This window comes from Citrobacter sp. Cpo100 (genome assembly GCF_030332595.1).
In the GTDB taxonomy this organism is placed as follows: domain Bacteria; phylum Pseudomonadota; class Gammaproteobacteria; order Enterobacterales; family Enterobacteriaceae; genus Citrobacter; species Citrobacter portucalensis.
The window spans coordinates 179,203-203,361 of record NZ_JAOWHM010000035.1; the positions used below are offsets into that span (position 1 = coordinate 179,203).

Annotated in this window: 25 protein-coding genes; 15 read left to right on the forward strand and 10 right to left on the reverse strand. The window is 54.3% G+C overall.

Annotated features, from left to right (window positions below; genetic code table 11):
- Positions 1–521 precede the first annotated feature (521 nt).
- The 3 genes from folD to OGX96_RS13335 all read left to right on the forward strand — a co-directional run bounded on the left by folD (position 522) and on the right by OGX96_RS13335 (position 2,252).
- On the forward strand, positions 522–1,388 hold the full coding sequence (gene folD / locus OGX96_RS13325) for a bifunctional methylenetetrahydrofolate dehydrogenase/methenyltetrahydrofolate cyclohydrolase FolD (protein WP_003831112.1): 867 nt from the start codon (positions 522–524) through the stop codon (positions 1,386–1,388).
- Between the two features lies 1 nt (position 1,389).
- The gene (gene ybcJ, locus OGX96_RS13330) at positions 1,390–1,602 is read left to right on the forward strand and encodes a ribosome-associated protein YbcJ (protein WP_003831111.1); all 213 of its coding nucleotides are present in this window, start codon (positions 1,390–1,392) and stop codon (positions 1,600–1,602) included.
- A 125-nt stretch (positions 1,603–1,727) separates the two neighbouring features.
- Complete coding sequence (locus OGX96_RS13335; protein ID WP_153686909.1) at positions 1,728–2,252, forward strand: metal-dependent hydrolase; 525 nt, start codon at positions 1,728–1,730, stop codon at positions 2,250–2,252.
- 77 nt (positions 2,253–2,329) lie between these two features.
- Here OGX96_RS13335 and cysS read toward each other — a convergent pair whose 3' ends face one another.
- Positions 2,330–3,715, reverse strand: coding sequence for a cysteine--tRNA ligase (cysS, locus tag OGX96_RS13340; RefSeq protein WP_003831109.1), 1,386 nt, complete (start codon positions 3,713–3,715; stop codon positions 2,330–2,332).
- Positions 3,716–3,888: 173 nt separating this feature from the next.
- Here cysS and ppiB point away from each other — a divergent pair, with 173 nt between their 5' ends.
- The 5 genes from ppiB (at position 3,889) to mnmH (ending at position 8,102) form a co-directional block, all read left to right on the forward strand.
- Entirely contained in the window at positions 3,889–4,383 is a 495-nt protein-coding gene (ppiB, locus tag OGX96_RS13345) for a peptidylprolyl isomerase B (RefSeq protein WP_003021875.1), read from the forward strand.
- Between the two features lie 2 nt (positions 4,384–4,385).
- Complete coding sequence (gene lpxH / locus OGX96_RS13350) at positions 4,386–5,108, forward strand: UDP-2,3-diacylglucosamine diphosphatase (protein ID WP_208744601.1); 723 nt, start codon at positions 4,386–4,388, stop codon at positions 5,106–5,108.
- Positions 5,109–5,346: 238 nt separating this feature from the next.
- On the forward strand, positions 5,347–5,856 hold the full coding sequence (purE, locus tag OGX96_RS13355; RefSeq protein ID WP_003831107.1) for a 5-(carboxyamino)imidazole ribonucleotide mutase: 510 nt from the start codon (positions 5,347–5,349) through the stop codon (positions 5,854–5,856).
- A complete protein-coding gene (gene purK, locus OGX96_RS13360; RefSeq protein WP_003831106.1) occupies positions 5,853–6,920 on the forward strand; it encodes a 5-(carboxyamino)imidazole ribonucleotide synthase in 1,068 nt (355 codons plus the stop codon). Before purE ends, purK begins: the two co-directional genes overlap by 4 nt.
- A 96-nt stretch (positions 6,921–7,016) precedes the next feature.
- Positions 7,017–8,102, forward strand: a complete 1,086-nt coding sequence (gene mnmH / locus OGX96_RS13365) for a tRNA 2-selenouridine(34) synthase MnmH (protein WP_286583276.1) — start codon at positions 7,017–7,019, stop codon at positions 8,100–8,102.
- On the opposite strand, the gene OGX96_RS13370 is transcribed toward mnmH, so the two are convergent.
- The 6 genes from OGX96_RS13370 to ybbA all read right to left on the reverse strand — a co-directional run bounded on the left by OGX96_RS13370 (position 8,103) and on the right by ybbA (position 15,344).
- A complete protein-coding gene (locus tag OGX96_RS13370) occupies positions 8,103–8,762 on the reverse strand; it encodes a methionine ABC transporter permease (RefSeq protein WP_003831085.1) in 660 nt (219 codons plus the stop codon).
- Positions 8,755–9,771 carry a virulence-associated ABC transporter ATP-binding protein SfbB gene (gene sfbB, locus OGX96_RS13375; RefSeq protein WP_032942581.1) on the reverse strand — a complete coding sequence of 339 codons (1,017 nt, stop codon included), beginning with the start codon at positions 9,769–9,771 and terminating at the stop codon, positions 8,755–8,757. Before sfbB ends, OGX96_RS13370 begins: the two co-directional genes overlap by 8 nt.
- Before the next feature lie 63 nt (positions 9,772–9,834).
- Entirely contained in the window at positions 9,835–10,665 is an 831-nt protein-coding gene (locus OGX96_RS13380) for a MetQ/NlpA family ABC transporter substrate-binding protein (RefSeq protein ID WP_079934834.1), read from the reverse strand.
- A gap of 261 nt (positions 10,666–10,926) precedes the next feature.
- Complete coding sequence (locus OGX96_RS13385; RefSeq protein ID WP_008783995.1) at positions 10,927–12,060, reverse strand: porin; 1,134 nt, start codon at positions 12,058–12,060, stop codon at positions 10,927–10,929.
- A 186-nt stretch (positions 12,061–12,246) separates the two neighbouring features.
- Positions 12,247–14,661, reverse strand: coding sequence for a putative ABC transporter permease subunit YbbP (ybbP, locus tag OGX96_RS13390; protein WP_286583279.1), 2,415 nt, complete (start codon positions 14,659–14,661; stop codon positions 12,247–12,249).
- A complete protein-coding gene (ybbA, locus tag OGX96_RS13395; protein WP_008783992.1) occupies positions 14,658–15,344 on the reverse strand; it encodes a putative ABC transporter ATP-binding protein YbbA in 687 nt (228 codons plus the stop codon). Before ybbA ends, ybbP begins: the two co-directional genes overlap by 4 nt.
- Here ybbA and tesA point away from each other — a divergent pair.
- The 3 genes from tesA (at position 15,315) to OGX96_RS13410 (ending at position 17,776) form a co-directional block, all read left to right on the forward strand.
- The gene (gene tesA, locus OGX96_RS13400) at positions 15,315–15,929 is read left to right on the forward strand and encodes a multifunctional acyl-CoA thioesterase I/protease I/lysophospholipase L1 (protein ID WP_043015448.1); all 615 of its coding nucleotides are present in this window, start codon (positions 15,315–15,317) and stop codon (positions 15,927–15,929) included. The two genes, ybbA and tesA, sit on opposite strands and share 30 nt — an antisense overlap.
- 163 nt (positions 15,930–16,092) lie before the next feature.
- A complete protein-coding gene (locus tag OGX96_RS13405; RefSeq protein WP_003835790.1) occupies positions 16,093–16,863 on the forward strand; it encodes an SDR family oxidoreductase in 771 nt (256 codons plus the stop codon).
- Between the two features lie 58 nt (positions 16,864–16,921).
- Complete coding sequence (locus OGX96_RS13410; protein WP_048226259.1) at positions 16,922–17,776, forward strand: co-chaperone YbbN; 855 nt, start codon at positions 16,922–16,924, stop codon at positions 17,774–17,776.
- Between the two features lie 105 nt (positions 17,777–17,881).
- Here the strand turns inward: OGX96_RS13410 and fetB are convergent, their stop codons facing one another.
- Positions 17,882–18,661: an iron efflux ABC transporter permease subunit FetB gene (gene fetB / locus OGX96_RS13415; RefSeq protein WP_008783989.1), complete on the reverse strand. Its 780-nt coding sequence runs from the start codon at positions 18,659–18,661 to the stop codon at positions 17,882–17,884.
- Positions 18,648–19,325, reverse strand: a complete 678-nt coding sequence (gene fetA / locus OGX96_RS13420; protein ID WP_286583282.1) for an iron efflux ABC transporter ATP-binding subunit FetA — start codon at positions 19,323–19,325, stop codon at positions 18,648–18,650. The genes fetB and fetA overlap by 14 nt, the downstream gene beginning before the upstream one ends.
- A gap of 133 nt (positions 19,326–19,458) precedes the next feature.
- Between fetA and OGX96_RS13425 the strand changes: the two genes are divergently transcribed.
- Genes OGX96_RS13425 through OGX96_RS13440 form a run of 4 tightly spaced genes read left to right on the forward strand, consistent with a single transcriptional unit; the run spans position 19,459 to position 23,681 of the window.
- Positions 19,459–20,376: an SPFH domain-containing protein gene (locus OGX96_RS13425; protein ID WP_003831073.1), complete on the forward strand. Its 918-nt coding sequence runs from the start codon at positions 19,459–19,461 to the stop codon at positions 20,374–20,376.
- A complete protein-coding gene (locus OGX96_RS13430) occupies positions 20,373–20,831 on the forward strand; it encodes an NfeD family protein (RefSeq protein ID WP_048235951.1) in 459 nt (152 codons plus the stop codon). The genes OGX96_RS13425 and OGX96_RS13430 overlap by 4 nt, the downstream gene beginning before the upstream one ends.
- A gap of 19 nt (positions 20,832–20,850) precedes the next feature.
- The gene (locus tag OGX96_RS13435; protein WP_286583284.1) at positions 20,851–22,995 is read left to right on the forward strand and encodes a PA5441 family protein; all 2,145 of its coding nucleotides are present in this window, start codon (positions 20,851–20,853) and stop codon (positions 22,993–22,995) included.
- Entirely contained in the window at positions 22,965–23,681 is a 717-nt protein-coding gene (locus tag OGX96_RS13440; protein WP_286583287.1) for a DUF3142 domain-containing protein, read from the forward strand. Before OGX96_RS13435 ends, OGX96_RS13440 begins: the two co-directional genes overlap by 31 nt.
- Here OGX96_RS13440 and cueR read toward each other — a convergent pair.
- The gene (gene cueR, locus OGX96_RS13445) at positions 23,678–24,088 is read right to left on the reverse strand and encodes a Cu(I)-responsive transcriptional regulator (protein ID WP_008783984.1); all 411 of its coding nucleotides are present in this window, start codon (positions 24,086–24,088) and stop codon (positions 23,678–23,680) included. The genes OGX96_RS13440 and cueR overlap by 4 nt on opposite strands.
- Positions 24,089–24,159 lie beyond the last annotated feature (71 nt).

Below are 24,159 nucleotides of genomic sequence, written 5' to 3' on the forward strand. Positions count from 1 at the left end.
AATCATTATCGACATTAAATGTCAGGCTAATTATCTCTGCATCCTGTAAAGATATATATCGCAAGAGAATTAGCTAACCTTTTACCCCAACTCTCCTGAGTATTTGATTCACTAATTAATCTTCGCGAATATGACTATTCGTCACAGGGTTAAATTAAACATTTCAATTAATGAAAAATACCTGCAAATCCTTTTATTGACCCTGGCCAATTCTTATTGGGACCTAAGAAAAATCTGGGTGAATATTACTTAAATGCTCCCATAAAGGTACGTAACAGACTGGTTTATGGCGCATTACCCCTGAAAACACCAGGGTGATGAATTGTTTCATTCACGTTAATTTTAATTCGCATGCTCATTAATTACCCGGGGGACTTCAGCCTCTGTGCTGCTCCCATTCTCTGACCATGACACCCGTTATCGCACGTAAAAACGCAAACGAAAACTGACAGCACGCCCCGCTTCTGACAAAATAGTGACATCCCCTTCGGTTTAACGTAACAGACGGAATTCTCTCTCTGATGGCAGCAAAGATTATTGACGGTAAAACGATTGCGCAGCAGGTGCGCTCTGAGGTTGCTCAAAAAGTTCAGGCGCGTTTAGCGGCTGGATTACGCGCCCCAGGCCTGGCTGTTGTGCTGGTAGGTAGCAACCCGGCTTCGCAGATTTATGTTGCGAGTAAACGCAAAGCCTGTGACGAAGTGGGGTTTGTCTCCCGCTCCTATGACCTGCCTGAAACCACCAGCGAGGCGGAGCTTCTTGAGCTGATCGATACGCTCAATGCAGATACCACCATCGACGGTATCCTGGTACAACTGCCGTTGCCGGCGGGTATCGACAACGTGAAAGTGCTGGAACGTATTGCACCGGATAAAGACGTTGACGGTTTCCACCCGTATAACGTCGGTCGTCTGTGCCAGCGCGCGCCGCGCCTGCGCCCATGTACTCCGCGCGGTATTGTTACCCTGCTTGAGCGTTACAACATTGATACCTACGGTCTGAATGCCGTGGTCATTGGCGCCTCGAATATTGTCGGTCGCCCAATGAGTATGGAGCTACTGCTGGCTGGCTGCACCACCACCGTCACTCACCGATTCACCAAAGATCTGCGCCGCCACGTAGAAAATGCTGACCTGCTGATTGTTGCCGTCGGTAAACCGGGCTTTATTCCTGGTGAGTGGATCAAAGAAGGTGCGATTGTGATTGATGTCGGCATCAACCGTCTGGAAAATGGTAAGGTTGTTGGCGATGTGGTCTTTGACGATGCAGCCGCACGTGCGTCATATATCACGCCGGTCCCCGGCGGCGTAGGCCCAATGACGGTCGCCACACTTATCGAAAACACGCTGCAGGCGTGTGTTGAATATCATGATGTAAAGGACGTTTAAGATGGCCACATTTTCACTGGGTAAACACCCACACGTTGAACTCTGCGATTTGCTGAAGCTGGAAGGCTGGAGCGAAAGCGGTGCCCAGGCAAAAATTGCTATTGGCGAAGGGTTAGTGAAGGTCGATGGCGTTGTTGAAACGCGTAAACGCTGCAAAATCGTTGCCGGACAGACCGTCAGCTTTGAAGGCCACAGCATTAACGTCGTGGCGTGACCCTAAGTGCCGGATGAGGTTAACACCGTATCCGGCCACTTCCCCCTCTCGTTTTCAGATAATGACTTCATCCCCACTTCACAGTGAACTGATAGCATGTTGTTTTTCCTCACGAAGCGATCATCATGCCCACTATCGTTACCCACGCGGCCGTTCCGCTCTGTTTAGGGTTAGGTCTCGGACTTAAAGTCATCCCCCCACGATTACTGTTTGCTGGCGTCGTTCTGGCCATGCTGCCAGATGCCGACGTGTTGTCATTTAAGTTCGGCGTCGCCTACGGCAATGTGTTTGGTCACCGGGGTTTTACCCACTCACTGCTGTTCGCCTTCGTGGTACCGCTGCTCTGCGTCTTGATTGGCCGACGATGGTTTAAGGCGGGATTGATTCGCTGCTGGCTATTCCTGACGGTTTCACTGCTGTCGCACAGTCTGCTGGATTCTGTCACCAACGGCGGTAAAGGCGTCGGCTGGCTGTGGCCGTGGTCGGATGAGCGCTTCTTCGCGCCATGGCAGGTGATTAAAGTCGCCCCGTTTGCGTTATCACGCTACGCCACGCCGTACGGGCACCAGGTGATCATGTCGGAGTTAATGTGGGTATGGCTGCCGGGAATCGTAATGATGGGTGTGCTGTGGTGGTATCGGAAACATTAATCTGCCGGATGCGACGCGATGCGTCTTATCCGGCCTATACGGCCCGGTAAGCGTAAGCGCCACCGGGCATTACAGAGTTACTTACGACGCCAGGTGGTACCCTGCGGGCCGTCTTCCAGCACGATGCCCATCTCGTTGAGACGGTCACGCGCGGCGTCAGCTGCCGCCCAGTCTTTCGCCTTACGGGCATCCAGACGCTGTTGGATTAGCGCTTCAATTTCAGCAACTTCACCGTCATCCGCCTGCGCACCACTTTGCAGGAACGCTTCTGGATCCTGTTCCAGCAGGCCCAGTACGCTGGAAAGCTTACGCAGATGCGCAGCCATGCCGTTAGCCGCCGCCATATCTTCACCCTTCAGACGGTTAACCTCACGTGCCATATCAAACAGTACGGAGTAGGCTTCCGGGGTGTTGAAGTCATCGTCCATCGCTTCAATAAAGCGCGCTTCAAAGGCTTCGCCACCGGCTGGCGCAACGGATTTGTCGGTGCCACGCAGCGCGGTATACAGACGCTCCAGCGCAGAACGCGCCTGCTTGAGGTTCTCTTCGCTGTAGTTTAACTGGCTACGGTAATGACCGGACATCAGGAAGTAGCGGATGGTTTCGGCGTCGTAGTATTTCAGCACGTCGCGAACGGTAAAGAAGTTGCCCAGCGATTTGGACATTTTCTCGCGGTCAACCATCACCATCCCTGAGTGCATCCAGTAATTAACGTACTCACCGTCATGCGCACAGGTGGACTGAGCAATTTCGTTTTCATGGTGCGGGAACATCAGGTCCGAACCGCCGCCGTGAATATCGAAATGGTTGCCCAGCTGTTTGCAGTTCATCGCCGAACATTCGATGTGCCAGCCCGGACGGCCCGCGCCCCACGGAGACGGCCAGCTCGGCTCGCCTTCTTTGGACATTTTCCACAGCACGAAGTCCATCGGGTTGCGTTTCACATCAACCACGTCAACGCGTGCGCCTGCCTGCAGCTGATCCAGATCCTGGCGCGACAGCTGGCCGTAGTTCGGGTCAGTCGGCACGTCGAACATCACGTCGCCGTTATCAGCAACGTAAGCGTGACCTTTGGCAATCAGTTGTTCAGTGATTTCGATAATTTCAGCGATATGGTGCGTAGCACGCGGCTCCAGATCCGGGCGCAGAATATTCAGCGCATCGAAATCGCTGTGCATTTCCGCGATCATTCTGTCGACCAACGCCACAAAGCTTTCGCCGTTTTCATTCGCGCGCTTGATGATTTTGTCATCGATATCGGTAATGTTGCGCACATACTTCAGCTTATAGCCGAGGAAGCGCAGATAACGTGCAACGACGTCGAAAGAAACGAAGGTACGTCCGTGGCCAATATGACAGAGATCGTAAACGGTAATACCACACACGTACATGCCGACTTCCCCGGCATGAATAGGTTTGAATTCCTCTTTTTGGCGCGTCAGTGTATTAAAGATTTTTAACATCGAAGATTCCGTGTAGACGTGTGTGGATAGTAAAGTCTGTATAATACCCATAATTTAGACCGGAAGCAGCACACTTTGCGAGGTGATCGCAGCTTGCGGTTATGCTATAACACACCCCTAACTCTGACCCTTGACGGGGTCGAAGCACCAATCTATCGGAACAGGATGCAAAAATGGTTACTTTCCACACTAATCACGGCGATATCGTAATCAAAACGTTTGATGATAAAGCGCCTGAAACAGTTAAAAACTTCCTGGACTACTGCCGCGAAGGTTTTTACAACAACACCATTTTCCACCGTGTTATTAACGGTTTCATGATCCAGGGCGGCGGTTTCGAGCCAGGCATGAAGCAAAAAGCCACGAAAGAAGCGATCAAAAACGAAGCGAACAACGGTTTGAAAAACACCCGTGGTACGCTGGCGATGGCGCGTACTCAGGCTCCGCACTCCGCAACCGCACAGTTCTTCATCAACGTTGCAGACAACGACTTCCTGAACTTCTCCGGCGAAAGCATGCAGGGTTGGGGTTACTGCGTGTTCGCTGAAGTTGTTGAAGGCATGGACGTGGTTGATAAAATCAAAGGCGTTTCCACTGGTCGCAGCGGTATGCATCAGGATGTGCCAAAAGAAGACGTTATCATCGAAAACGTGACCGTCAGCGAGTAATCGTGGCGACACTGTTTATTGCAGATCTTCACCTCTGCACAGAAGAACCGGCGATCACCGCCGGTTTTCTGCGTTTTTTAGCCGGTGATGCGCGAAAGGCCGATGCGCTATACATTCTTGGCGACCTGTTTGAAGCCTGGATTGGCGACGACGATCCTAATCCGCTGCATCGTGAAATGGCCGCGGCGATAAAATCACTGACTGATTCCGGCGTTCCCTGCTTTTTTATTCACGGCAACCGTGATTTTCTGCTCGGTAAACGTTTTGCCCGTGCGAGCGGCATGACCTTGCTTCCCGAAGAAAAAGAGCTCGACCTGTATGGCCGCAAGGTGCTGATCATGCATGGCGACACCTTATGCACCGACGACGCAGGCTATCAGGCATTTCGCGCCAAAGTGCATCAACCCTGGTTACAGAAGCTGTTCCTCGCTCTGCCGCTGTTCGTTCGCCAGCGAATCGCTGCGAAAATGCGTGCCAACAGCAAAGCAGCCAACCACACCAAATCGCTGGAAATCATGGATGTGAATCAGCAGGCCGTGATTAGCGAGATGGAAAAACATCAGGTTCAGTGGTTAATCCACGGCCATACCCACCGCCCTGCCGTCCACGAGCTTACGGCCAATGAGCAACCCGCTTTCCGAGTGGTTTTAGGCGCATGGCACACCGAAGGTTCGATGATCAAAGTCACCCCTGACGACGTTGAACTGATCGCCTTTCCGTTTTAATTCTGCAGATACCCAGTTCCTCTTTACACAAAACTATTCGAGTTGCATCGAGGCGGCAAATCTGTGAGTCCCCTGGAGCTTACAAAAGTAAGTGACTGGGGTGAGCAGATGCAGCCAACAAAGAGGCAGCTTGAAGAGTGAAGTGCAAAGCGCGCAATCGTTTTCCTTGGCGGTGAATTATGCTATTCTCTGTGGCCTCAAAAGTCGAGTGTAGTGCACCACAGGAGTTTTCAGACGCATGTCTTCCCGCAATAATCCGGCGCGTGTCGCCATCGTGATGGGGTCCAAAAGCGACTGGGCTACCATGCAGTTCGCCGCCGAAATCTTCGAAATCCTGGACGTTCCGCATCATGTTGAAGTCGTCTCCGCCCACCGCACCCCAGACAAACTATTTAGCTTCGCCGAAAGCGCTGAAGAGAACGGTTATCAGGTGATTATTGCCGGGGCCGGTGGCGCAGCGCATTTGCCTGGCATGATTGCGGCGAAAACGCTGGTGCCTGTCCTCGGTGTTCCGGTGCAAAGCGCAGCGCTGAGCGGCGTAGATAGCCTCTACTCTATCGTTCAAATGCCGCGCGGTATTCCGGTCGGCACGCTGGCTATCGGCAAAGCGGGCGCGGCAAATGCGGCCCTGCTGGCAGCACAAATTCTGGCAACACACGACAAAGCATTACACCAGCGTCTGAACGACTGGCGCAAAGCGCAAACCGATGAGGTGCTGGAGAACCCGGACCCGCGAGGTGTCGCATGAAGCAGGTCTGCGTACTTGGCAACGGACAGCTAGGGCGCATGCTGCGCCAGGCCGGTGAGCCACTGGGCATAGCAGTCTGGCCCGTCGGGCTGGACGCTGAACCGGCTGCGGTCCCTTTTCAGCAAAGCGTGATCACCGCTGAGATTGAGCGCTGGCCGGAAACGGCACTCACCCGCGAACTGGCACGCCACCCGGCGTTTGTTAACCGCGACGTCTTCCCGATTATTGCCGACCGTCTGACGCAAAAGCAGCTTTTTGACAAGCTCGGTCTGGCGACCGCGCCGTGGCAGCTGCTGGCAGATAAAAGCGAATGGTCTGCGGTATTCGACAAACTTGGCGAGCTGGCGATTGTGAAACGTCGCGTCGGCGGCTACGATGGACGTGGACAGTGGCGCTTGCGCGCAAATGAAACTGAGCAACTGCCGGACGACTGCTACGGCGAGTGCATCGTCGAGCGGGGAATCAACTTCTCCGGTGAAGTCTCCCTGGTTGGCGCTCGTGCGCACGACGGCAGCACCGTTTTCTATCCGCTGACCCATAACCTCCATCAGGACGGTATTCTGCGCACCAGCGTGGTATTCCCGCAGGCTAACGCCAGACAGCAGGAACAGGCTGAAGCAATGCTCTCTGCCATCATGCAGGAGCTGGGCTATGTCGGCGTGATGGCGATGGAGTGTTTCATCACCCCGGAAGGTCTGCTGATTAACGAACTGGCTCCGCGCGTGCACAACAGTGGCCACTGGACGCAAAACGGCGCCAGCATCAGCCAGTTTGAGTTGCATCTACGTGCCATTACCGACCTGCCGTTACCGACGCCGGTGGTGAACCACCCTTCTGTGATGGTAAACCTGATTGGTAGCGACCTGAACTACGACTGGCTCAAGCTGCCGCTGGTGCATCTGCACTGGTATGACAAAGAGGTGCGTGAAGGGCGTAAGGTGGGTCACCTGAACCTGAGCGACAGCGATACCGCGCGCCTTAGCGCGACGCTGGAAGCGCTTATCCCCCTGCTGCCGCCGGAATATGCCAGCGGTATTATCTGGGCGCAGTCAAAGCTGAAATAAGCCAATAATGCCGGGGAGTTGATTTTATCCTTCCCCGGCCCCTCCTCTGGCGCGTAAAATCCCCTCCATTGCTGTTTTGTATTTTCAGGATCAAACATGAACGATGGAACGGACTACCGCGCAATTTTGCTCGCCGGTACGCCTTTAATCGATGTACGCGCCCCCGTCGAATTTCAGCAAGGCGCAATGCCGGGCGCAATCAACCTTCCCTTAATGAACGATGACGAACGTGCCGCCGTCGGGACCTGTTACAAACGCCAGGGACCTGAAGCTGCCCTCGCGCTTGGTCATCAACTGGTCTCGGGTGAAACCCGCCAACAGAGAATGCAGGCCTGGCAGGACGCCTGCCGTCAAAATCCTGCAGGCTATTTATGCTGCGCGCGTGGCGGTCAGCGTTCGCATATTGTGCAGCAGTGGCTGCATGAGTCCGGCATTGACTATCCGCTGATTAAAGGCGGCTACAAAGCTCTACGCCAGGCGGTCATCCAGCTAACGGAAGAACTGGTGCAGAAACCGAGCGTCTTAATTGGCGGCTGTACCGGGAACGGTAAAACCCAACTGGTGCAACAGCAGCCAAACGGTGTGGATCTCGAAGGTCTGGCGCACCATCGCGGCTCCTCGTTTGGGCGCACCGTTGAACCTCAATTGAGTCAGGCGAGTTTTGAAAACCTGCTGGCGGTTGAAATGCTCAAAACCGATAGCCGTCAGGATTTACGTCTGTGGGTACTGGAAGATGAAGGCCGCATGATCGGGGCTAATCATCTGCCCGAATGCCTGCGCGAGCGCATGACCCAGGCATCAATTGCGGTGGTGGACGATCCTTTTGAGCGTCGTCTGGAGCGACTACGCGAAGAGTATTTCGTGAAGATGCACCACGATTTTACCCACGCTTATGGCGAGAGCCAGGGCTGGCAGGAGTACAGCGAGTATCTGCACCACGGCCTGTTCGCTATCCGCCGTCGTCTGGGTTTACAACGTTTTGCCGAGCTGACCACCCTGCTCGACGAGGCTCTGCGCGAACAGCAGGCAACGGGCAGCACCGACGCCCATATGGGCTGGCTGGTGCCGTTGCTCAATGAGTATTACGACCCGATGTATCGTTATCAGCTGGAAAAGAAAGCCGCGAAAATCGTTTTTCGCGGCACATGGCAGGACGTTGCCGAGTGGCTTAACGCACAGTGATCAGTGTCTGTCGCGCTTATCTGCGCGTTTTGCCAGCCAGTCCCCCAGCACCTGAACGACCTGCACCAAAATAATCAGCGCCACCACGGTGACGATCATGACCTGGGTTTCGTAGCGGTAATAACCAAAGCGAATCGCCAGGTCGCCGACTCCACCGCCGCCAACGATCCCGGCCATCGCGGAGTAACCGATCAGACTCACCAGCGTTATCGTCAACCCACGCAGCAGACCCGCGCTCGCTTCAGGTAACAGAACGGTGCAGATGATGCGCATCGGGCTGGCACCAAACGCTTCCGCCGCTTCAATAATGCCTTTATCGACTTCACGTAACGCGCTATCAACCAGACGGGCATAGAAAGCGATTGCCGCCACCGAGAGCGGGACCGACGCCGCAATAGGGCCAATGGTATTCCCGAGCAAAAACTGGGTTAGCGGCAGCAGCAGAACCAGCAGGATCACAAACGGTACCGAACGAATGATATTCACCAGCACGGAGCTGAGCAGATACACAAAACGGTTTTGCCAGAATAAATGCCGATCGGTGACGAAAATCAGAAAACCGAGCGGCAGACCACCAATAATTGCCAGCACCGTAGAGATGCTCAGCATCTGGAAAGTTTCATTAAACGCCAGCGTCAAATCAGGCAATAAATCATCCACGAATCACCTCCACCTGTGCAGTACGTTGACGAATATGTTCCACGGCAACTTCCACCGCTGAAGGGTTATGCGGCGCGGTCAGTTGCACGACCAGAATCCCCAGCGCACGTTCGCCAATATATTCAATTTTGCCGTGCAGAATGTTCACCGCCACGCCAAATTTAACCGCGACTTCTGACAACACCGGCTGTTCCGCCGAATCGCCGATGAACAGAATTTTTAGCAACTGACCAGGCAGATGCTGGCGCAGACGCTCGGGCAGCGTCAAATTGAGGGTATGCGACACCAGCTGCTGCGTAAACGCGTGCTGCGGGTGAGCAAAAACGTCAAACACTTCACCAGACTCCACCACCTTGCCGCCGGACATTACCGCCACGCGATCGCAAATCGATTTGATCACGTTCATCTCGTGAGTGATCAGCACGATCGTGATCCCCAACTGTTGGTTGATCTGCTTAAGCAACGCCAGAATCGTGGCTGAGGTTTCGAGGTCCAGCGCCGAGGTAGGTTCATCACACAGCAGCACATCCGGGTGATTGGCAATCGCGCGGGCAATACCCACACGCTGCTTTTGCCCACCGCTGAGCTGAACCGGAAAGCGGTTCGCCTTGTCGGACAGCCCCACCAGCGCCAGGATTTCGCTCACGCGCGGACCAATTTTACTGCGCTCCCATCCGGCAGCCTTCAGGCTAAAGGCGACGTTTTGCGCCACGGTACGGGTATGCATCAGGTTAAAATGTTGAAAAATCATACCGATACGCTGACGGGCTTTACGTAGATGCCCCCCTTCCAGCGCGGAAATTTCTACGCCGTTCACCTTCACGCTTCCCTGGCTCGGACGCGTTAAGGCGTTCAGGGTGCGCAGCAGCGTACTTTTCCCCGCGCCGCTGGTCCCGACAATGCCAAATATCTCACCTGCGCCAATGCGCAAGCTAACGTCATCAACCGCCCGGGTTGATGGTCCACGGCCTGCGCTAAAATCCACGCAAACTTTCTCAATCTCAATCATAGCCACCTCAGAAATGCGAAAAGGGCAGTCGTCGCTGCCCCTGTTAACCCTTGTGCGCAGCGATTATTGGGCTGACGACATCCATTCCGGTTTCTGGAAGGCGCTGTAGATATTTTGCGGATCGTCGATCACCGCGCGATACGCCGGAGATTTCACCGCCTCAACAATATCTTTCGCGAACGGTTTATCCGCATCTTCACTGCGTACCGCGATGATATTTTTCAGATTTTCGTCCAGGTGTTCCTGCTTGATGGCGCTGGCGAGATCCATTTTTGCCGCCACGGCAAAGTTACCGTTGACCAGCGCACCGGTCACACCGTCCAGCGTACGCGGCAGTTGTGCCGCTTCCAGCGGTTTAAACACCAGCCCTTTCGGATTGCTGGCGATATCGCGCTCGGAGGCTTTAGTTGGATCAATATTGTCTTTGATGGTGATAAGGCCAATAGACTGCAGGAAACGCAGACCGCGAGCCAGGTTGGTGGGATCGTTGGAGAGCGTGATCACATCTCCTTTTTTCAACTCATCCAGGCTTTTGATTTTATGTGAGTAAAACCCCATCCCGGCCGTCGGGACCACAATCAGCTTGCTCAGCTTCAGGCCTTTATCGGCAGTGAATTTGTCAAAATAGAGCGAATGCTGGAACAGGTTAGCATCAATGCTACCGTTGGAGAGCGCCATGTTTGGCTGCACGTAATCGCTGAATTCGCGCACCACTACCTTATAGCCTTTCTCTTTCAGCGTGGGGGCAATGGCCTGTTTCACCATATCGCCGTATGGCCCAGGCGCGACGCCAAACACAATTGTGTGCGGGTCACTATTCGCATGAGCAAACTGTAATCCACAGGCCAGTAACAGCGCCCCGGTCGCGACGCGTAAACTCTGACGCAATCCCATATTCTCTCCATTTTAACGTTGTGGTGTCATGTCTCACGCCGTTCTTGCGACGTTGTTCTTGTTGGCCCGTTAACAGGCTGATTGTTAACATGACACAGATCACAACCTGCTGTCCTTGAAATTATTTCATGATGTTGCAGAGTATGTTTTTAAATGAAAGAAGGTATGAAAAAGCCGGATGTCGGCACAAGTGCCTTATCCGGCCTACAACAGCTTTCTTAAGCCCGAAAAGCGCAAGCGTATCGGGCGGCAGGCGTTCGATTAGAAGTCGTAACGCAGACGAACCAGATTCATGTCACCCAGATTGTCGGTGCTGGAGGTAAAGACGTGTTCGTAGTCAACACGGAAACCGTAATCCAGCTGGAAGCTGATCCCCACGCCGTTGTCGGTACGCAGGTAGTTACGGCCATTCACGTACTCAATACGGTCGCCCATAAAGTACGGCTGAACGGATTTCAGCGCATATTGACCCACCGGGAAGGTGTAACCGGCGAAGTATTCCAGACCCCAGGCGTCACCGGCAAAGTAGTCGTTAACAGAGACTTTTTTGGTGGTCATGAAGTTTTGATACCAACCGCCGCCCATCGAGAAGGTCCAGTTGTCCGGTTTCCAGCTCAGCGCGGTACCGACGATGTTTTGATCATAGGTTTTGCTGGTGTTGCCACGCATTTCCGCGCGAGTGTAGTTCCACGCCGTACCCCAGGTCAGGTCATCGGTAATGTGATAATCCACACCCAGTGAGCCGCCGCCTTTACGCTTGTAGCGCAGACCGTTGTTCGGGTTGTAATCATCACTGAACAGATAAGAGGCGTAGAGATCCACATCACCAACGGTATTCTTATACTTCAGTGATTTACGCGTACGATAGGAACCATCATAGTCGCCATTAATACCGTTACCTGGCGCCTGACCGATCATGTCATAGTCCCAGATATCCGTTTTCGCACCGACTACATCATAGTAAATGCTGTTCTGTTGACCGAAGGTCAGCGTACCCCAGGTTGCACTCTTCAGACCGGTGTACAGCATACGACGCGTGGTATCGTTGGCACCGTCAGCGTAGTGGTTATCCCAGTTGAACATCGCCGGGAAGTTAACGCCCAGCTCGTAGTAGCTCACCCAACTGATATCATCAAACAGATAGTAGTCAGCGGCGAAGCGGAAACGTGTACCGCCATCGAAGCCATTACGTTTGTAGCCATTCTTACCATCGTCACCGGCCATATTCTGGAACTGCGGACGAATACTGCCGCCGACGGTGAAGTTAAGACGGCTCAGCGGGTTGCCCGCCTGCGGATCTTGTTTCAGGACCGTGATTTCCGCCTGTGAAGCGAAAGTCGTTAATGCCACTGCTGCGCCGATCGATACCGCCAGCGCTGTTTTTTTTATAGTCATTATTTATACCTTGATAGATAGCCTGCCAATTATTCAGCACACAAATATTAACGTTTATTAATACTCTCGTGTTGTTGGGTTTTTATTGTTCTGTGCTGTTAAATATCAAGGAGTTATCAATTTGTGCTACATAGAAAAAAAGACGCACCGATTTTAAAACCGGTGCGTAATCATCACGAATATGAATTAACTACTGAACTGACGGAACAGCGCTTTACCTTTTAGCAGACGTGAACCGAGCCATCCGCCGCATAAAGAGAGCAGCAATGCTCCACTAAATGGTAATACTACCCACAGTCGCCAGTCTGGCTCCCACGGGAAATCAAACACTTTGGTTTGCAGTACCGCCAACGCTGTTTCCGCACCGATGGCCGCCACCAGTCCGGCAACCATCCCGAGCATGGCGAACTCGCACCACAGCGTGGTACGCAGCAGCTTCTTACCTGCTCCCAGCGTGCGCCAGACCACCAACTCCTGATGACGCTGACGCATACCGACCTGGACCTGCGCCAATAGCAGCAGCATGCCACAGGCTGTGACCAGTACCACCATCACCTCCAGTGCGCGGCTCACCTGATCCAACACCTGGCTCACCTGTTTGAGGATGGCGCCAATATCCAGCAGGCTGATGGTCGGGAATTCGCGGTTAAGCTGCGTTAGCATGCCGTTGCCGTTCTCCCAGCGAAAGCTGGTTAACCAGCTTTGCGGCTGAGCATCCAGCGCGCCGGAGGGGAAGATAAAGAAGAAGTTGGGCCGCAGGCTTTCCCAGTCCACTTTGCGCAGACTGCTGACCGTGGCGCTGAAATCCTGGGTGTCGCCCATAAAAGTCACCCGATCGCCGAGTTTGACGTTCAGCCGTTTCGCTAACCCCTCTTCCATCGACACTTCGCCCGCTTTTGGCGGCCAACTTCCGGCGGTTATCGGGTTATGATCCGGTCGGGTATCCTGCCAGGTCAGGTTAAGCTCGCGGTTCAGCGCCTCATCCTGATTGCCTTCGGTCGGCTTCTCATTGATAGCCGTCAGACGCGCCCGCACAATCGGATAGAACGATTCCGGGATCACCTGATGCTCGGACAGGAAAGCCTTCAGCGGAACCACCTGCTCGGTGGCAATGTTGATCAGATAATAGTTCGGACTTTCCGGCGGCATTTGCTGCTGCCAGCGGTCGAGCAGATCGCCGCGCAGCACCAGTAACAACGCCAGCAGCATAAAGGAAAGCGAAAATGCCGATAGCTGGCTGAGCGTTGACCACGGCTGGCGTAACAGTCGACTGACCGCCAAACGCAGCGGCAGTGAGGAGAGCGTCAGACCACGCAGCACGTTGAGCAGCATCCAGCCGAGCACCCCGCACAACAGCGCCAGTACCACCGCACCAGCCAGTACCGCCCACAGCAGTGGACTTCCGCCCATCAGTCCAGCAAGCAGTGCAATCACGACTATCACGACCACCGGCAAATAAAACTTCAGGGGCCAGACGTTTGCCACCACGTCACGGCGCAGCACCCGCAGCGGCTGCGTTGCCAGCAGCAGGCGGTAAGGGCGTAACCCCACCAATAGCGAAATAACCGTCATGGTGCCTAGTGCCCATAACCACGGCCAGGGGCTGGCAGGCGGTAGTTCTCCAGGCAGAACCGGCTTGAGCAGCAGCACCAGCACGCGCTCGAATAACAGTCCGAATAGTCCGCCGGTCACGCCAGACAGCGCCAGCACCATCAGCCATTGACCAACAATCAGCCTGCGCAGTTGCGCTCTGCCCGCACCGAGCGTTTTCAGAATAGCCACCAGATCGTAACGGCTGCGGCAATAATGGCTCATCGCCACGGCAACCGCGGCGACCGCCAGCAACAGCGTTAACAGCGCCGACAGCAGCAAGAACTGTTGCGAACGCTCAAGTGATTTCCCCAGCGCCCCTTCATCCTGCTCCAGCCCATACCAGCGCTGTTCAGGCTTTAACTGTGGCAGCAGCCACTTTTCATAGGCTTCCAGTTGCGATGGCGTCCCGCCAAATTTATAGCGCCAGGTCACGCGGCTTCCCGGCTGGACCGCCGCCGTTTTTTCGACATCCGCCATGTTCATCATCAGACGCGGTGCTATCTGGAACGGATTAAAACCAGAGTCCGGCTCCTGCACCACCTCCCCGGCAATACGCAGCGTGGCATCGCCAACGTCGATGGAATCACCGACTTTTAAGTTGAGTAGCGCCATCAGACGTGGGGCCAGCAGCACCGAGCCCGGCTGCGGTTTCAGTCCCGGCGGGTTGGTTTGCAGCGTGCCGTACATCGGATACACATCATCTACCGCTTTGACGTTCGCCAGCTGCGGCGTATCCCGGGCAAAAGTCATGGTGGCAAAGGTGAGCTGTTCGCCCACCTTCAGGCCACGCTGTCGCGCCTCGTCAATCCACGCTTTCGGCACGGTATGCGAACTTTGTAGCGACCGATCGCCCGCCATAAACTCACGGCTTTGCTGGCTCAGCCCTTTTTCCATACGATCGCTGATATTGCCCAGCGCCAGCACACAGGCTACCGCCAGGCTCAGCGCCAGCCAGACAATCAGTAGTGAAGGCGAGCGCCATTCGCGCCAGAACCAGCGTGCAATCATGCCTCCTCCTGCAACTGTCCATTCACCAGACGTAAGCGCCTGTCGCAACGCGCCGCCAACTGCGGGTCATGCGTCACCAGAATCAGGGTGGTGCCGTGTTCCCGGTTCAGAGAAAACAACAGGTCGGCTATTTTGTCTCCGGTCTGGCGATCGAGGTTGCCCGTTGGTTCATCGGCAAACAGCACGTCAGGGCGACCGTTAAACGCTCGCGCCAGCGCCACGCGCTGCTGCTCCCCGCCGGAAAGCTGGGCCGGAAGATGATCAAGACGTTTTCCCAGTCCCAGTTGTTCCAACAGCGTTTTTGCCCCGTCACGACTTTTTCCGCTATTTTCGCCGCGCAACAGCGCGGGCAGTTCGACGTTTTCCAGCGCGTTGAGGGTCGGAATTAACATGAATGACTGGAAGACAAAACCCACGTGCCGCGCCCGCAGCTGCGCCCGGGCTTCTTCGTCCATGGTGTGCAGCGCCTGCCCCACCAAGCTGACTTCACCGCTGGTGCCATCGTCAAGCCCGGCGAGAATCGCCAGCAGCGTGGATTTCCCCGATCCCGACTCGCCAATCAACGCAATGGTCTCGGCGCGTTTGACAACCAGTTCAACTCCGGTAAGGATGGATAGCTCATGATCACCCTGACCGACGGATTTCTTAAGATGATGAACTTCAACAATGTTTTCCGCTGGCATTGGCCTTTCCTGTTCCTGGTCCTGTTAACTTTCCGCGCCGCCGCAGCGGACACGTTATTAATTCTGGGTGACAGCCTGAGCGCCGGATACCGAATGTCCGCCAGCGCCGCGTGGCCTGCGCTACTTAATGATAAATGGCAAACCAAAACGCCGGTGGTGAATGCCAGCATTAGCGGCGACACCTCGCAGCAAGGTCTGGCCCGTCTGCCTGCATTACTCAAGCAGCACCAGCCGCGCTGGGTGCTGGTCGAACTTGGCGGCAACGACGGCCTGCGCGGCTTCGCGCCTGCGCAAACCGAACAAACCCTGCGCACGATTTTGCAGGACGTGAAAGCGGCAAATGCCGAACCGCTATTAATGCAAATTCGTCTGCCGGCAAACTACGGTCGCCGTTATAATGAAACCTTTAGCGCGATTTATCCAAAGCTCGCCAAAGAGTTTGATATCCCTCTGCTGCCATTTTTCATGGAAGAGGTTTATCTGAAACCCCAGTGGATGCAGGATGATGGTATTCATCCTAACCGTGACGCCCAGCCGTTTATCGCCGACTGGATGGCGCAACATCTCACCCCTTTTCTATCCTAAATAATTCGAGTTGTATGAAGGCGGCAAGTGAGAGAGTTCCCAGGAGCATAGATAACTATGTGACTGGGGTGAGCGAGCGTAGCCAACGCGCAGACAACTTGAAGTATGACGGATATAGTAAATCACGACTCGTAATTCAACGGAGATCCTGACAGGTAAAGTTATGCAAAAATCGGTCTTAATAACAGGATGTTCCAGCGGAATCGGTCTGGAAAGTGCGCTTGAGCTAAAGCGCCAGGGTTTTCAAATTCTGGCAGGCTGCCGCAAACCTGACGATGTCGCGCGTATGAACAGTATGGGATTCACCGGCGTATTGCTGGATCTGGATTCACCCGAGAGCGTGGATCGCGCCGCCGACGAAGTGATCGCCCTGACCGATAATCGTTTATATGGGATCTTTAACAACGCCGGATACGGCGTCTATGGTCCCCTGCCCACCATCAGCCGCGAACAGATGGAACAGCAGTTTTCCGCCAACTTCTTTGGCGCACATCAGCTTACCATGCGCCTGTTACCTGCCATGTTACCCCACGGCGAAGGGCGCATTGTGATGACCTCATCGGTGATGGGATTGATCTCAACGCCGGGACGCGGCGCCTATGCCGCCAGCAAATATGCACTGGAAGCCTGGTCCGACGCACTGCGTATGGAACTGCGCCACAGCGGGATTAAGGTCAGCCTGATTGAACCCGGCCCCATCCGGACCCGCTTTACCGAAAACGTCAACCAGACCCAGAGCGATGCTCCCGTTGAAAATCCCGGCATTGCCGCGCGTTTTACGCTGGGACCAGAAGCGGTTGTCGCCAAAGTGCGTCATGCGTTTGAGAGCGATAAACCAAAGCTACGTTATCCGGTTACGCTGGTGACCTGGGCAGTGATGCTGCTTAAACGCCTGTTGCCAGGCCGCATAATGGACAAAATTTTACAGGGTTGAGTTGAAGCTCGCGCGTCAGCCCCCATGTAACAAGAAATCGACAAAAGAGAGTAACTCCATGTCCACACAGAATATTGTTAACATTAACGAATCGAACCTACAGCAGACCCTCGAACAGTCGATGACCACGCCGGTCCTGTTCTATTTTTGGTCTGAGCGCAGCCAGCATTGTCTGCAATTAACGCCGGTACTGGAGAGCCTTGCCGCCCAGTATAACGGTCAGTTTATTCTCGCTAAGCTGGACTGCGACGCCGAGCAGATGATCGCCTCCCAGTTTGGTCTGCGCGCGATCCCTACGGTTTATCTGTTCCAGAACGGCCAGCCGGTAGATGGATTCCAGGGCCCGCAACCGGAAGAGGTTATTCGCGCGCTGCTGGAGAAAGTGCTGCCGAGCGAAGAAGAGCTGAAAGCACGCCAGGCTATCGAATTCATCGAAGCCGGTAATCACGCGGATGCGCTGCCGCTGCTGAAAGAAGCCTGGCAGATCTCCAACCAGAGCAGCGAAATCGGTCTGCTGCTGGCGGAAACGCAAATCGCCCTGAACCGTTCTGATGAAGCCGAAGCGGTACTGAAAACCATTCCGTTGCAGGATCAGGACACCCGCTATCAAGGGCTGATCGCACAGATCGAACTGCTGAAGCAGGCCGCTGATACGCCGGAAATCCAACAGTTGCAACAGCAGGTCGCCAGCAATCCACAGGATGCGGCGCTGGCAACGCAGTTGGCTATTCAATTGCACCAGGTCGGGCGCAACGAGGAATCGCTGGAATTACTGTTCAGCCACCTGAAGAAAGATCTTACGGCTGCCGATGGTCAGGCACGTAAGACCTTCCAGGAGATCCTTGCCGCATTAGGAACCGGCGATGCGCTGGCTTCCAAATACCGTCGTCAGCTGTACGCGCTGCTGTACTAATTGGTTCATCATGCCCGATGGCGCTACGCTTATCGGGCCTACAAACACAACCAACACCTCATTCCCGTCGGCCGGATATGGCGGTAGCCGCCATACGGCATCACATCACGGTTTCTTTAATGGCGTCACCACCAGTTGGTGGCGCGAATTATAGAACTTCCGATAGGTTAAATAGCAGGCAATAATGGTCGACAGGCTGGCGGTTGATAGCAGCATAAACGTCACCATAATCTGATACTTAATCGCTTTTACCGGGTCAATACCTGCAAAGATCAATCCTGACATCATTCCCGGTAAACTCACCAGCCCCACGGTCTTCGCTGAATCAATCGTCGGGATCAGCGAGGCGCGAATGCTGTCGCGAATAAGCGGCGCGGAGGCCACTTTCGGCGTCGCGCCGAGGCTGAGTTTTTCCTGAATTTGCTGCTGCTCGCTGTTAAACCTCTGCCCCAAATTGTTGTAACACAGCCCCACCGCCACCATCGCATTGCCTGCAATCATGCCAGAGATCGGGATGACCTGCATCGGCGTGAACTCGATAGAGCCTGAAAGAACCAGCACCGAAAGCGTTAGCCCCGCTCCCACCGTAATAGCAATAAACGACGAGAGAAAAGCTTTATCAATATATTTACTGCGTTTTTGCGCGTTATAGGCCGCGTTAAAGCAGATAAACAGCACCATCAATAAGGTCAGAATGCTATGGTTGACGCCGAAAATATATTTCAGCACGTAGCCCACGATAATAAGCTGAACCACTGCCCGGCAAACGCTCCAGAGAATATCTTTTTCCAGCGCCAGCTTTTCTTTGTTGCTGATCAGTATCGCGACCACCACCAGCATCATCGCTAACGCCAGGGATTCATTGGTAATATTATGCTCGTTCATTACTTACTTCCTGCATTTCACCGGCGTGCGGTTGAAGGGTTATGACGTTATCCGCATGATCAATTTCATCTTTGTCATGCGTCACCCACAGCACAGCAATATTCTTATCGCGAACATAGTGGTGAATTAATTCGTTCACATTACGCTTGTTGGATTCATCCAGCGCGCTGGTGATTTCATCAAGCAGCAGAATTTTCGGCAGAAACTGCAAATTACGAATTAACGAGACGCGCTGCTTTTCGCCGCCGGATAGCTCATTGATATTTTTTTTGAGGATCGTCTCGGGTAACTCAAAGCGGGCCAGATCGGTCAGAAACACATCCGGATCCGGACGTTTGTCGCGAATTTGCCAGGGGAAAATGAGATTGTCGTAAACGGTGTCACCAAACAAAGCGGGCGTTTGCGCGCAATAAGAGACCTGCTGGCGATACGTTTCCGGCTTGAGGGTATTTATCTCTTTACCCTCAAAGAGAATCTCACCACCAGTCGGACTTATTAACGACGCCACAATCTTGAGTAACGTGCTTTTACCGCAGCCGGACTGGCCGGTAATCAGCTTAAATTCTCCGGCGCGGAGATCAAAACAGATGTTATTAAGAACCTGCGTCGCCCCTGCCTGCCACGCGACATTTTTTAACTGAAGCAGAATGCTGCTTTCTTCCATTACCAATCCCTTTTTACATCTTTCGTGCAGATAGTCTATCCCTGTAATTTATTATAGGGGAGCCCACCTTGATAAATCGGGTATAATTTGACTAATGAGGCAGTAAAGGACAGCACAACAGGAGGTTTCATCAATGCTCATTTTTATTCCTATTCTTATTTTTGTCGCGCTGGTGATCGTCGGCGCAGGCGTCAAAATCGTCCCGCAGGGATATCAGTGGACGGTAGAGCGTTTTGGCCGTTACACCAAAACCCTGCAACCGGGTTTAAGCCTTGTTGTACCGTTCATGGACCGCATTGGTCGTAAGATCAATATGATGGAACAGGTGCTTGATATCCCCTCTCAGGAAGTCATCTCCAAAGATAACGCCAACGTCTCGATTGATGCTGTGTGCTTTATTCAGGTGATCGACGCGCCGAAAGCCGCGTATGAAGTCAGCAACCTGGAACTGGCGATCATCAACCTGACCATGACCAACATTCGTACTGTTCTCGGCTCGATGGAGCTCGATGAAATGCTCTCCCAGCGTGACAACATCAACACGCGCCTGCTGCATATTGTTGATGAGGCCACCAATCCTTGGGGCATCAAAATCACCCGTATTGAGATTCGTGACGTGCGTCCACCGGCAGAACTTATCGACGCCATGAACGCGCAGATGAAAGCCGAACGTACCAAGCGCGCCTACATTCTGGAAGCCGAAGGGATCCGCCAGGCGGAAATCGTCAAGGCCGAAGGTGAGAAGCAGTCGAAAATCCTCATCGCGGAAGGTGAACGTCAGTCCGCATTTTTACAGGCTGAAGCGCGTGAACGTTCCGCAGAAGCAGAAGCCCGCGCAACGCAGATGGTTTCTGAGGCCATTGCCGCCGGGGATATTCAGGCCGTGAACTACTTCGTGGCACAGAAATACACCGAAGCGCTGCAGCATATCGGCTCGTCGAATAACAGCAAAGTGGTGATGATGCCGCTGGATGCCAGCAGCCTGATGGGCTCCATTGCCGGGATCGCCGAACTGGTTAAGGACAGCGCCAGCGAGCGGAAAAAATCATGATAGCGATGATTCTGGTGCACCCGCATATCTTCTGGCTCAGCCTCGGTGGTCTGTTACTGGCCGCCGAGATGCTGGGCGGCAACGGCTATCTGCTGTGGAGCGGCGTGGCAGCGGTGATTACCGGTCTGGTCATCTGGCTCGTTCCACTAGACTGGGCGTGGCAGGGGGCAATGTTCGCTGCCCTCACCCTGCTGGCGGCCTGGCTGTGGTGGAAGTGGCTGGCAAGACGCGTTCAGGAACAGCAGCCGGCCGATAGCCATCTTAACCAACGTGGACAACAGTTAGTTGGCCGTCGATTTACTCTGGAAACTAACCTGGTCAATGGTCGCGGACATATGCGCGTCGGCGACAGTTCCTGGCCCGTTAGCGCCCGTGACGATTTGAGCGCCGGAACGCAGGTTGAAGTCATTGCCGTTGAGGGAATCACCCTGATTATAAAAGCGGTATCACACTAAAAAGACAGGAAATAAGACTATGGTCAGGAAGACACCCCTTGCCTTTGCCCTTTGCACATTGCTGACCGCCGCCCCGCAGGCATTCGCTTCGTTCGATATGGAAGACTGCAAATGGAGCGACGACAGCTGCCTGCTGAAGGGAACGCCGACCTTTAACCCTGAAAACGACAGCCGCGACAACCTGCTGCGGCTGCTGAGCCAGGAAAAATCATTTGCTCTGCCCGTGCAGTCGATGCCCGCAGACATCACTCGCTCCCGCGATTTCTATTTTGCCTATCATCCGCAATGGGATGAGGCTGCCCCGCAAACAGCGGCAGCTCAGGCATCCGCCGCGGACAGCCCTCTCTCCCGACAGATGGCCGAGCTGAACATTAGCGCCGACGAAATAAACATCAATGACGCTGAGCTAGAGAACCGTCATGTTTCGAATAACGCCGAGAGCGTTAGCGCCTTTTTTGCCGCGCTGTTGGCCGATTCCACATTAACAGCGGAACAGCGTCAGGCCTTAGCCCAGGCGCGTACAGGACTGCTTTCCGGAGCAACCCGCGAGCAAATTGAGTCTTCTCTTGCCACCTTCCCGGCAGATTCTCAAGCTCTGCCCTATAAAAGCTATCTGGCAGCAGCAGCCAGTTTCTATGCCGGTGATTATGCCAGTGCCGAACGGGATTTCACTCAGCTTGCTACAAGCGACCGTCCGTGGTTAGCAGAGACCGCGCAATACATGCTGATGCGCACGGCGTTGAACAAAAGCAGTCAGAACAGTGTGGGCGAGTACGGCGATTTTGATATTGCGAAAATTAACCGCGAGGATGCCACTCAGGCTCAAGAGTTGGCGCAGGCCTATCTGCAGCGTTTTCCCCAAGGACTCTACGCTGACTCTTCACGAGGCATGTTGCGTCGCATCAACTGGTATTTACAGTCATGGCCGCAGCTGGCCGGGTTGTATGAACAGACGCTGAAGCAGTCGGCTGACGCACAGCAACTGCGCGAAAATGTCATCGAATACGATAATGTCTATGGCATGGCGTTCTACGACCAGTCCGTCGTTGAGGCCTTCCCCGACGCGCCGCGAGTCAGCTATATCGAGCTACTACGCGCGCTGCGCCTGGATAACAATAACAAACCGACGCTGACGCAGGCACAGCTCGACGCCAGCAAACCGGTGTTTGAACAAAGCCAAAAACTGCCGCTATGGCGCGATCTGCAACTGAATCTGTGGCTGGCAACGGGCAACTACGCGGCAATTATTCAGGCAGTTACGCCAGCGCAGAAACTTGCCGCTCACGATACCCTCGCCTTCAGCGAACAGGTGCTGTACGGCGAAGCGTTGATGGGCCAAAAGAAATGGGCCGAGGCGCGCAATTTCTGGCAGCAGTTGTTAAAACTCAGCCAGGATAACGAACAGCAGCAATATGTACAGGCTAAGCTTGCCGCCACGCTGGTGTATAGCGGCGACGTGGCAGCGGTTTTCGCACCGAATAGCGCGGTGACCAACCTGCGCTTTCGTTCGCAGGTGCTGAAAACGCAGGCCACGCCAGAACTGCTGCGCCAGCAGGCCGTTCATGGCCCGAATAACGAAGAGCGTACCATTGCGTTGCATACGCTGCTGGTGCGGGATCTTACAGAGAATCGTTTTGGCGACTGGCTTACTGACAGAAAACTGGCCAGCGCGATTACATCACCGGTCATTGGCGAAGCGTTTGCTGACGTTAACCTGAGCATATTCGACTGGAATGGCGACACGGCCCAGGCGGGTTATACGTGCCGCAGCCTCAATGAAACGGTAACGGTATTGAGCAAAAAAGCGGATGATGCTCACGCGCTGAACTGCCTTGGCGAATTCTTCCGCACCACGCAAACACATGTCGACCTGTGGAAAAACAGCGCTGGCAACGACGTGCTTGAATCAGCTATTTCGCGTAAGAAACCGTTCGGCCAGTTCGACAGACAGAGCTACTACCAGCAGGTAATCACCTCACCCACCGCGGAAGTCGAAGATAAGAGCTTCGCGCTGTATCGCGCCATCATGTGCTATGCGCCATCAGGCGCTAACGAATGTGGCGGAGAAGACGTGGACAAATTGCAGCGTAAGGGCTGGTTCACCCAACTGAAAACGCAGTATCCGGGAAGCCCGTGGGCGCAAAAACTCAAATATTACTGGTAACCGCACTGCTTCTCGGCCAGGCACAGGCGGCGGATATCGTCGCCGCCCGTGAACATTCAGCCTTCTGGCTGTGGTCTGGGGTGAAAGCCAGTTACGAGCTGAAAGACGCGCAAACGGTTTATCTGCACCAGGGCGAGGTACTGGTTCGTTCCGGTAACGTGGTGTTCCAGCGCCTCGGACTGTCGGTCAGTCGTCTGTCTTTTCCCTCAATCTGGCTGACCGTACGCTTTACCACTCTCGACGTACCGGAAGAGATCCCGGCGCGTATCATACGGTTGATGCAGCGCTGGCAGACCGCCGGGAATAACGTCGTCGGCCTGCAGGTTGATTTTGACGCAGCGACCCATCAACTGACCGACTACGCCCGCTTTCTGCAGCAACTGCGCCAACAGCTCCCGGCCGAGTTTGCGCTAGGGGTAACCGGACTACTGGATTGGGCAAAAACGGGCGACGTCGCTACGCTGAACGCGTTGGCGGTCGATGAACTGGTGGTGCAAAGCTATCAGGGGCGTCGCACGGTGACGAATTATCAGGCGTATCTACCCGCGCTGAGCCGCCTGCGCATTCCATTTAAGCTGGGACTGGTGCAAAACGGTAGCCGAGATCCACTGGCTGAAGCGCAGCTTGAGAAATCTCCGTGGTACCGCGGTACGGTGGTGTTTATGCTTAATCCTTCTCGCCGTTAAGCCTTCGCTTTGTGATGGCAGCAGCCGGAGAGATTATCCATAATCGGACATTCAGCGCTGTCATCACCCGGGCAACTGTCCGCCAGCGCCAGTAAATGCAAGCGCATGGCCTGCAGCTCACTGATATGCCGCTCAATATCCGCCACCTTTTCCAGGGTGCGCTTTTTCACATCCGCGCTGTGACGCGCCGGATCGTTAAACAGGTTTACCAGCTCGCCGCACTCTTCCAGATTAAATCCAACCTGCCGCGCCTGACGCAGCAACGTCAGTTCATTCAGATGCTGTTGGTTGTAAGTGCGATAGCCATTGTCACTACGCAGCGGCGGCGTCACCAGTCCTTTCTCTTCATAAAAGCGAATGGCTTTGCTGGTTAAACCGGTTTTTTTCGCAACATCGCTAATATTCACATTTCCCCCGCGGTGCTTGTTGGTGCTGAGCCACATTATAGCCCAGATTGCCGTAATCATTTACCCGAGAA

What these genes read in the sequence shown, in the direction of transcription:
- ybbA (WP_008783992.1), bottom strand. Translation starts at nt 15,344, where the DNA reads ATGCCAGCGGAAAACATTGTTGAAGTTCATCATCTTAAGAAATCCGTC.
- tesA (WP_043015448.1), top strand. Translation starts at nt 15,315, where the DNA reads ATGAACTTCAACAATGTTTTCCGCTGGCATTGGCCTTTCCTGTTCCTG.
- cysS (WP_003831109.1), bottom strand. Translation starts at nt 3,715, where the DNA reads ATGTTAAAAATCTTTAATACACTGACGCGCCAAAAAGAGGAATTCAAA.
- mnmH (WP_286583276.1), top strand. Translation starts at nt 7,017, where the DNA reads ATGAACGATGGAACGGACTACCGCGCAATTTTGCTCGCCGGTACGCCT.
- OGX96_RS13335 (WP_153686909.1), top strand. Translation starts at nt 1,728, where the DNA reads ATGCCCACTATCGTTACCCACGCGGCCGTTCCGCTCTGTTTAGGGTTA.
- folD (WP_003831112.1), top strand. Translation starts at nt 522, where the DNA reads ATGGCAGCAAAGATTATTGACGGTAAAACGATTGCGCAGCAGGTGCGC.
- OGX96_RS13405 (WP_003835790.1), top strand. Translation starts at nt 16,093, where the DNA reads ATGCAAAAATCGGTCTTAATAACAGGATGTTCCAGCGGAATCGGTCTG.
- ybbP (WP_286583279.1), bottom strand. Translation starts at nt 14,661, where the DNA reads ATGATTGCACGCTGGTTCTGGCGCGAATGGCGCTCGCCTTCACTACTG.
- ybcJ (WP_003831111.1), top strand. Translation starts at nt 1,390, where the DNA reads ATGGCCACATTTTCACTGGGTAAACACCCACACGTTGAACTCTGCGAT.
- OGX96_RS13410 (WP_048226259.1), top strand. Translation starts at nt 16,922, where the DNA reads ATGTCCACACAGAATATTGTTAACATTAACGAATCGAACCTACAGCAG.
- OGX96_RS13425 (WP_003831073.1), top strand. Translation starts at nt 19,459, where the DNA reads ATGCTCATTTTTATTCCTATTCTTATTTTTGTCGCGCTGGTGATCGTC.
- OGX96_RS13385 (WP_008783995.1), bottom strand. Translation starts at nt 12,060, where the DNA reads ATGACTATAAAAAAAACAGCGCTGGCGGTATCGATCGGCGCAGCAGTG.
- OGX96_RS13430 (WP_048235951.1), top strand. Translation starts at nt 20,373, where the DNA reads ATGATAGCGATGATTCTGGTGCACCCGCATATCTTCTGGCTCAGCCTC.
- ppiB (WP_003021875.1), top strand. Translation starts at nt 3,889, where the DNA reads ATGGTTACTTTCCACACTAATCACGGCGATATCGTAATCAAAACGTTT.
- purK (WP_003831106.1), top strand. Translation starts at nt 5,853, where the DNA reads ATGAAGCAGGTCTGCGTACTTGGCAACGGACAGCTAGGGCGCATGCTG.
- fetB (WP_008783989.1), bottom strand. Translation starts at nt 18,661, where the DNA reads ATGAACGAGCATAATATTACCAATGAATCCCTGGCGTTAGCGATGATG.
- purE (WP_003831107.1), top strand. Translation starts at nt 5,347, where the DNA reads ATGTCTTCCCGCAATAATCCGGCGCGTGTCGCCATCGTGATGGGGTCC.
- OGX96_RS13380 (WP_079934834.1), bottom strand. Translation starts at nt 10,665, where the DNA reads ATGGGATTGCGTCAGAGTTTACGCGTCGCGACCGGGGCGCTGTTACTG.
- sfbB (WP_032942581.1), bottom strand. Translation starts at nt 9,771, where the DNA reads ATGATTGAGATTGAGAAAGTTTGCGTGGATTTTAGCGCAGGCCGTGGA.
- fetA (WP_286583282.1), bottom strand. Translation starts at nt 19,325, where the DNA reads ATGGAAGAAAGCAGCATTCTGCTTCAGTTAAAAAATGTCGCGTGGCAG.
- OGX96_RS13435 (WP_286583284.1), top strand. Translation starts at nt 20,851, where the DNA reads ATGGTCAGGAAGACACCCCTTGCCTTTGCCCTTTGCACATTGCTGACC.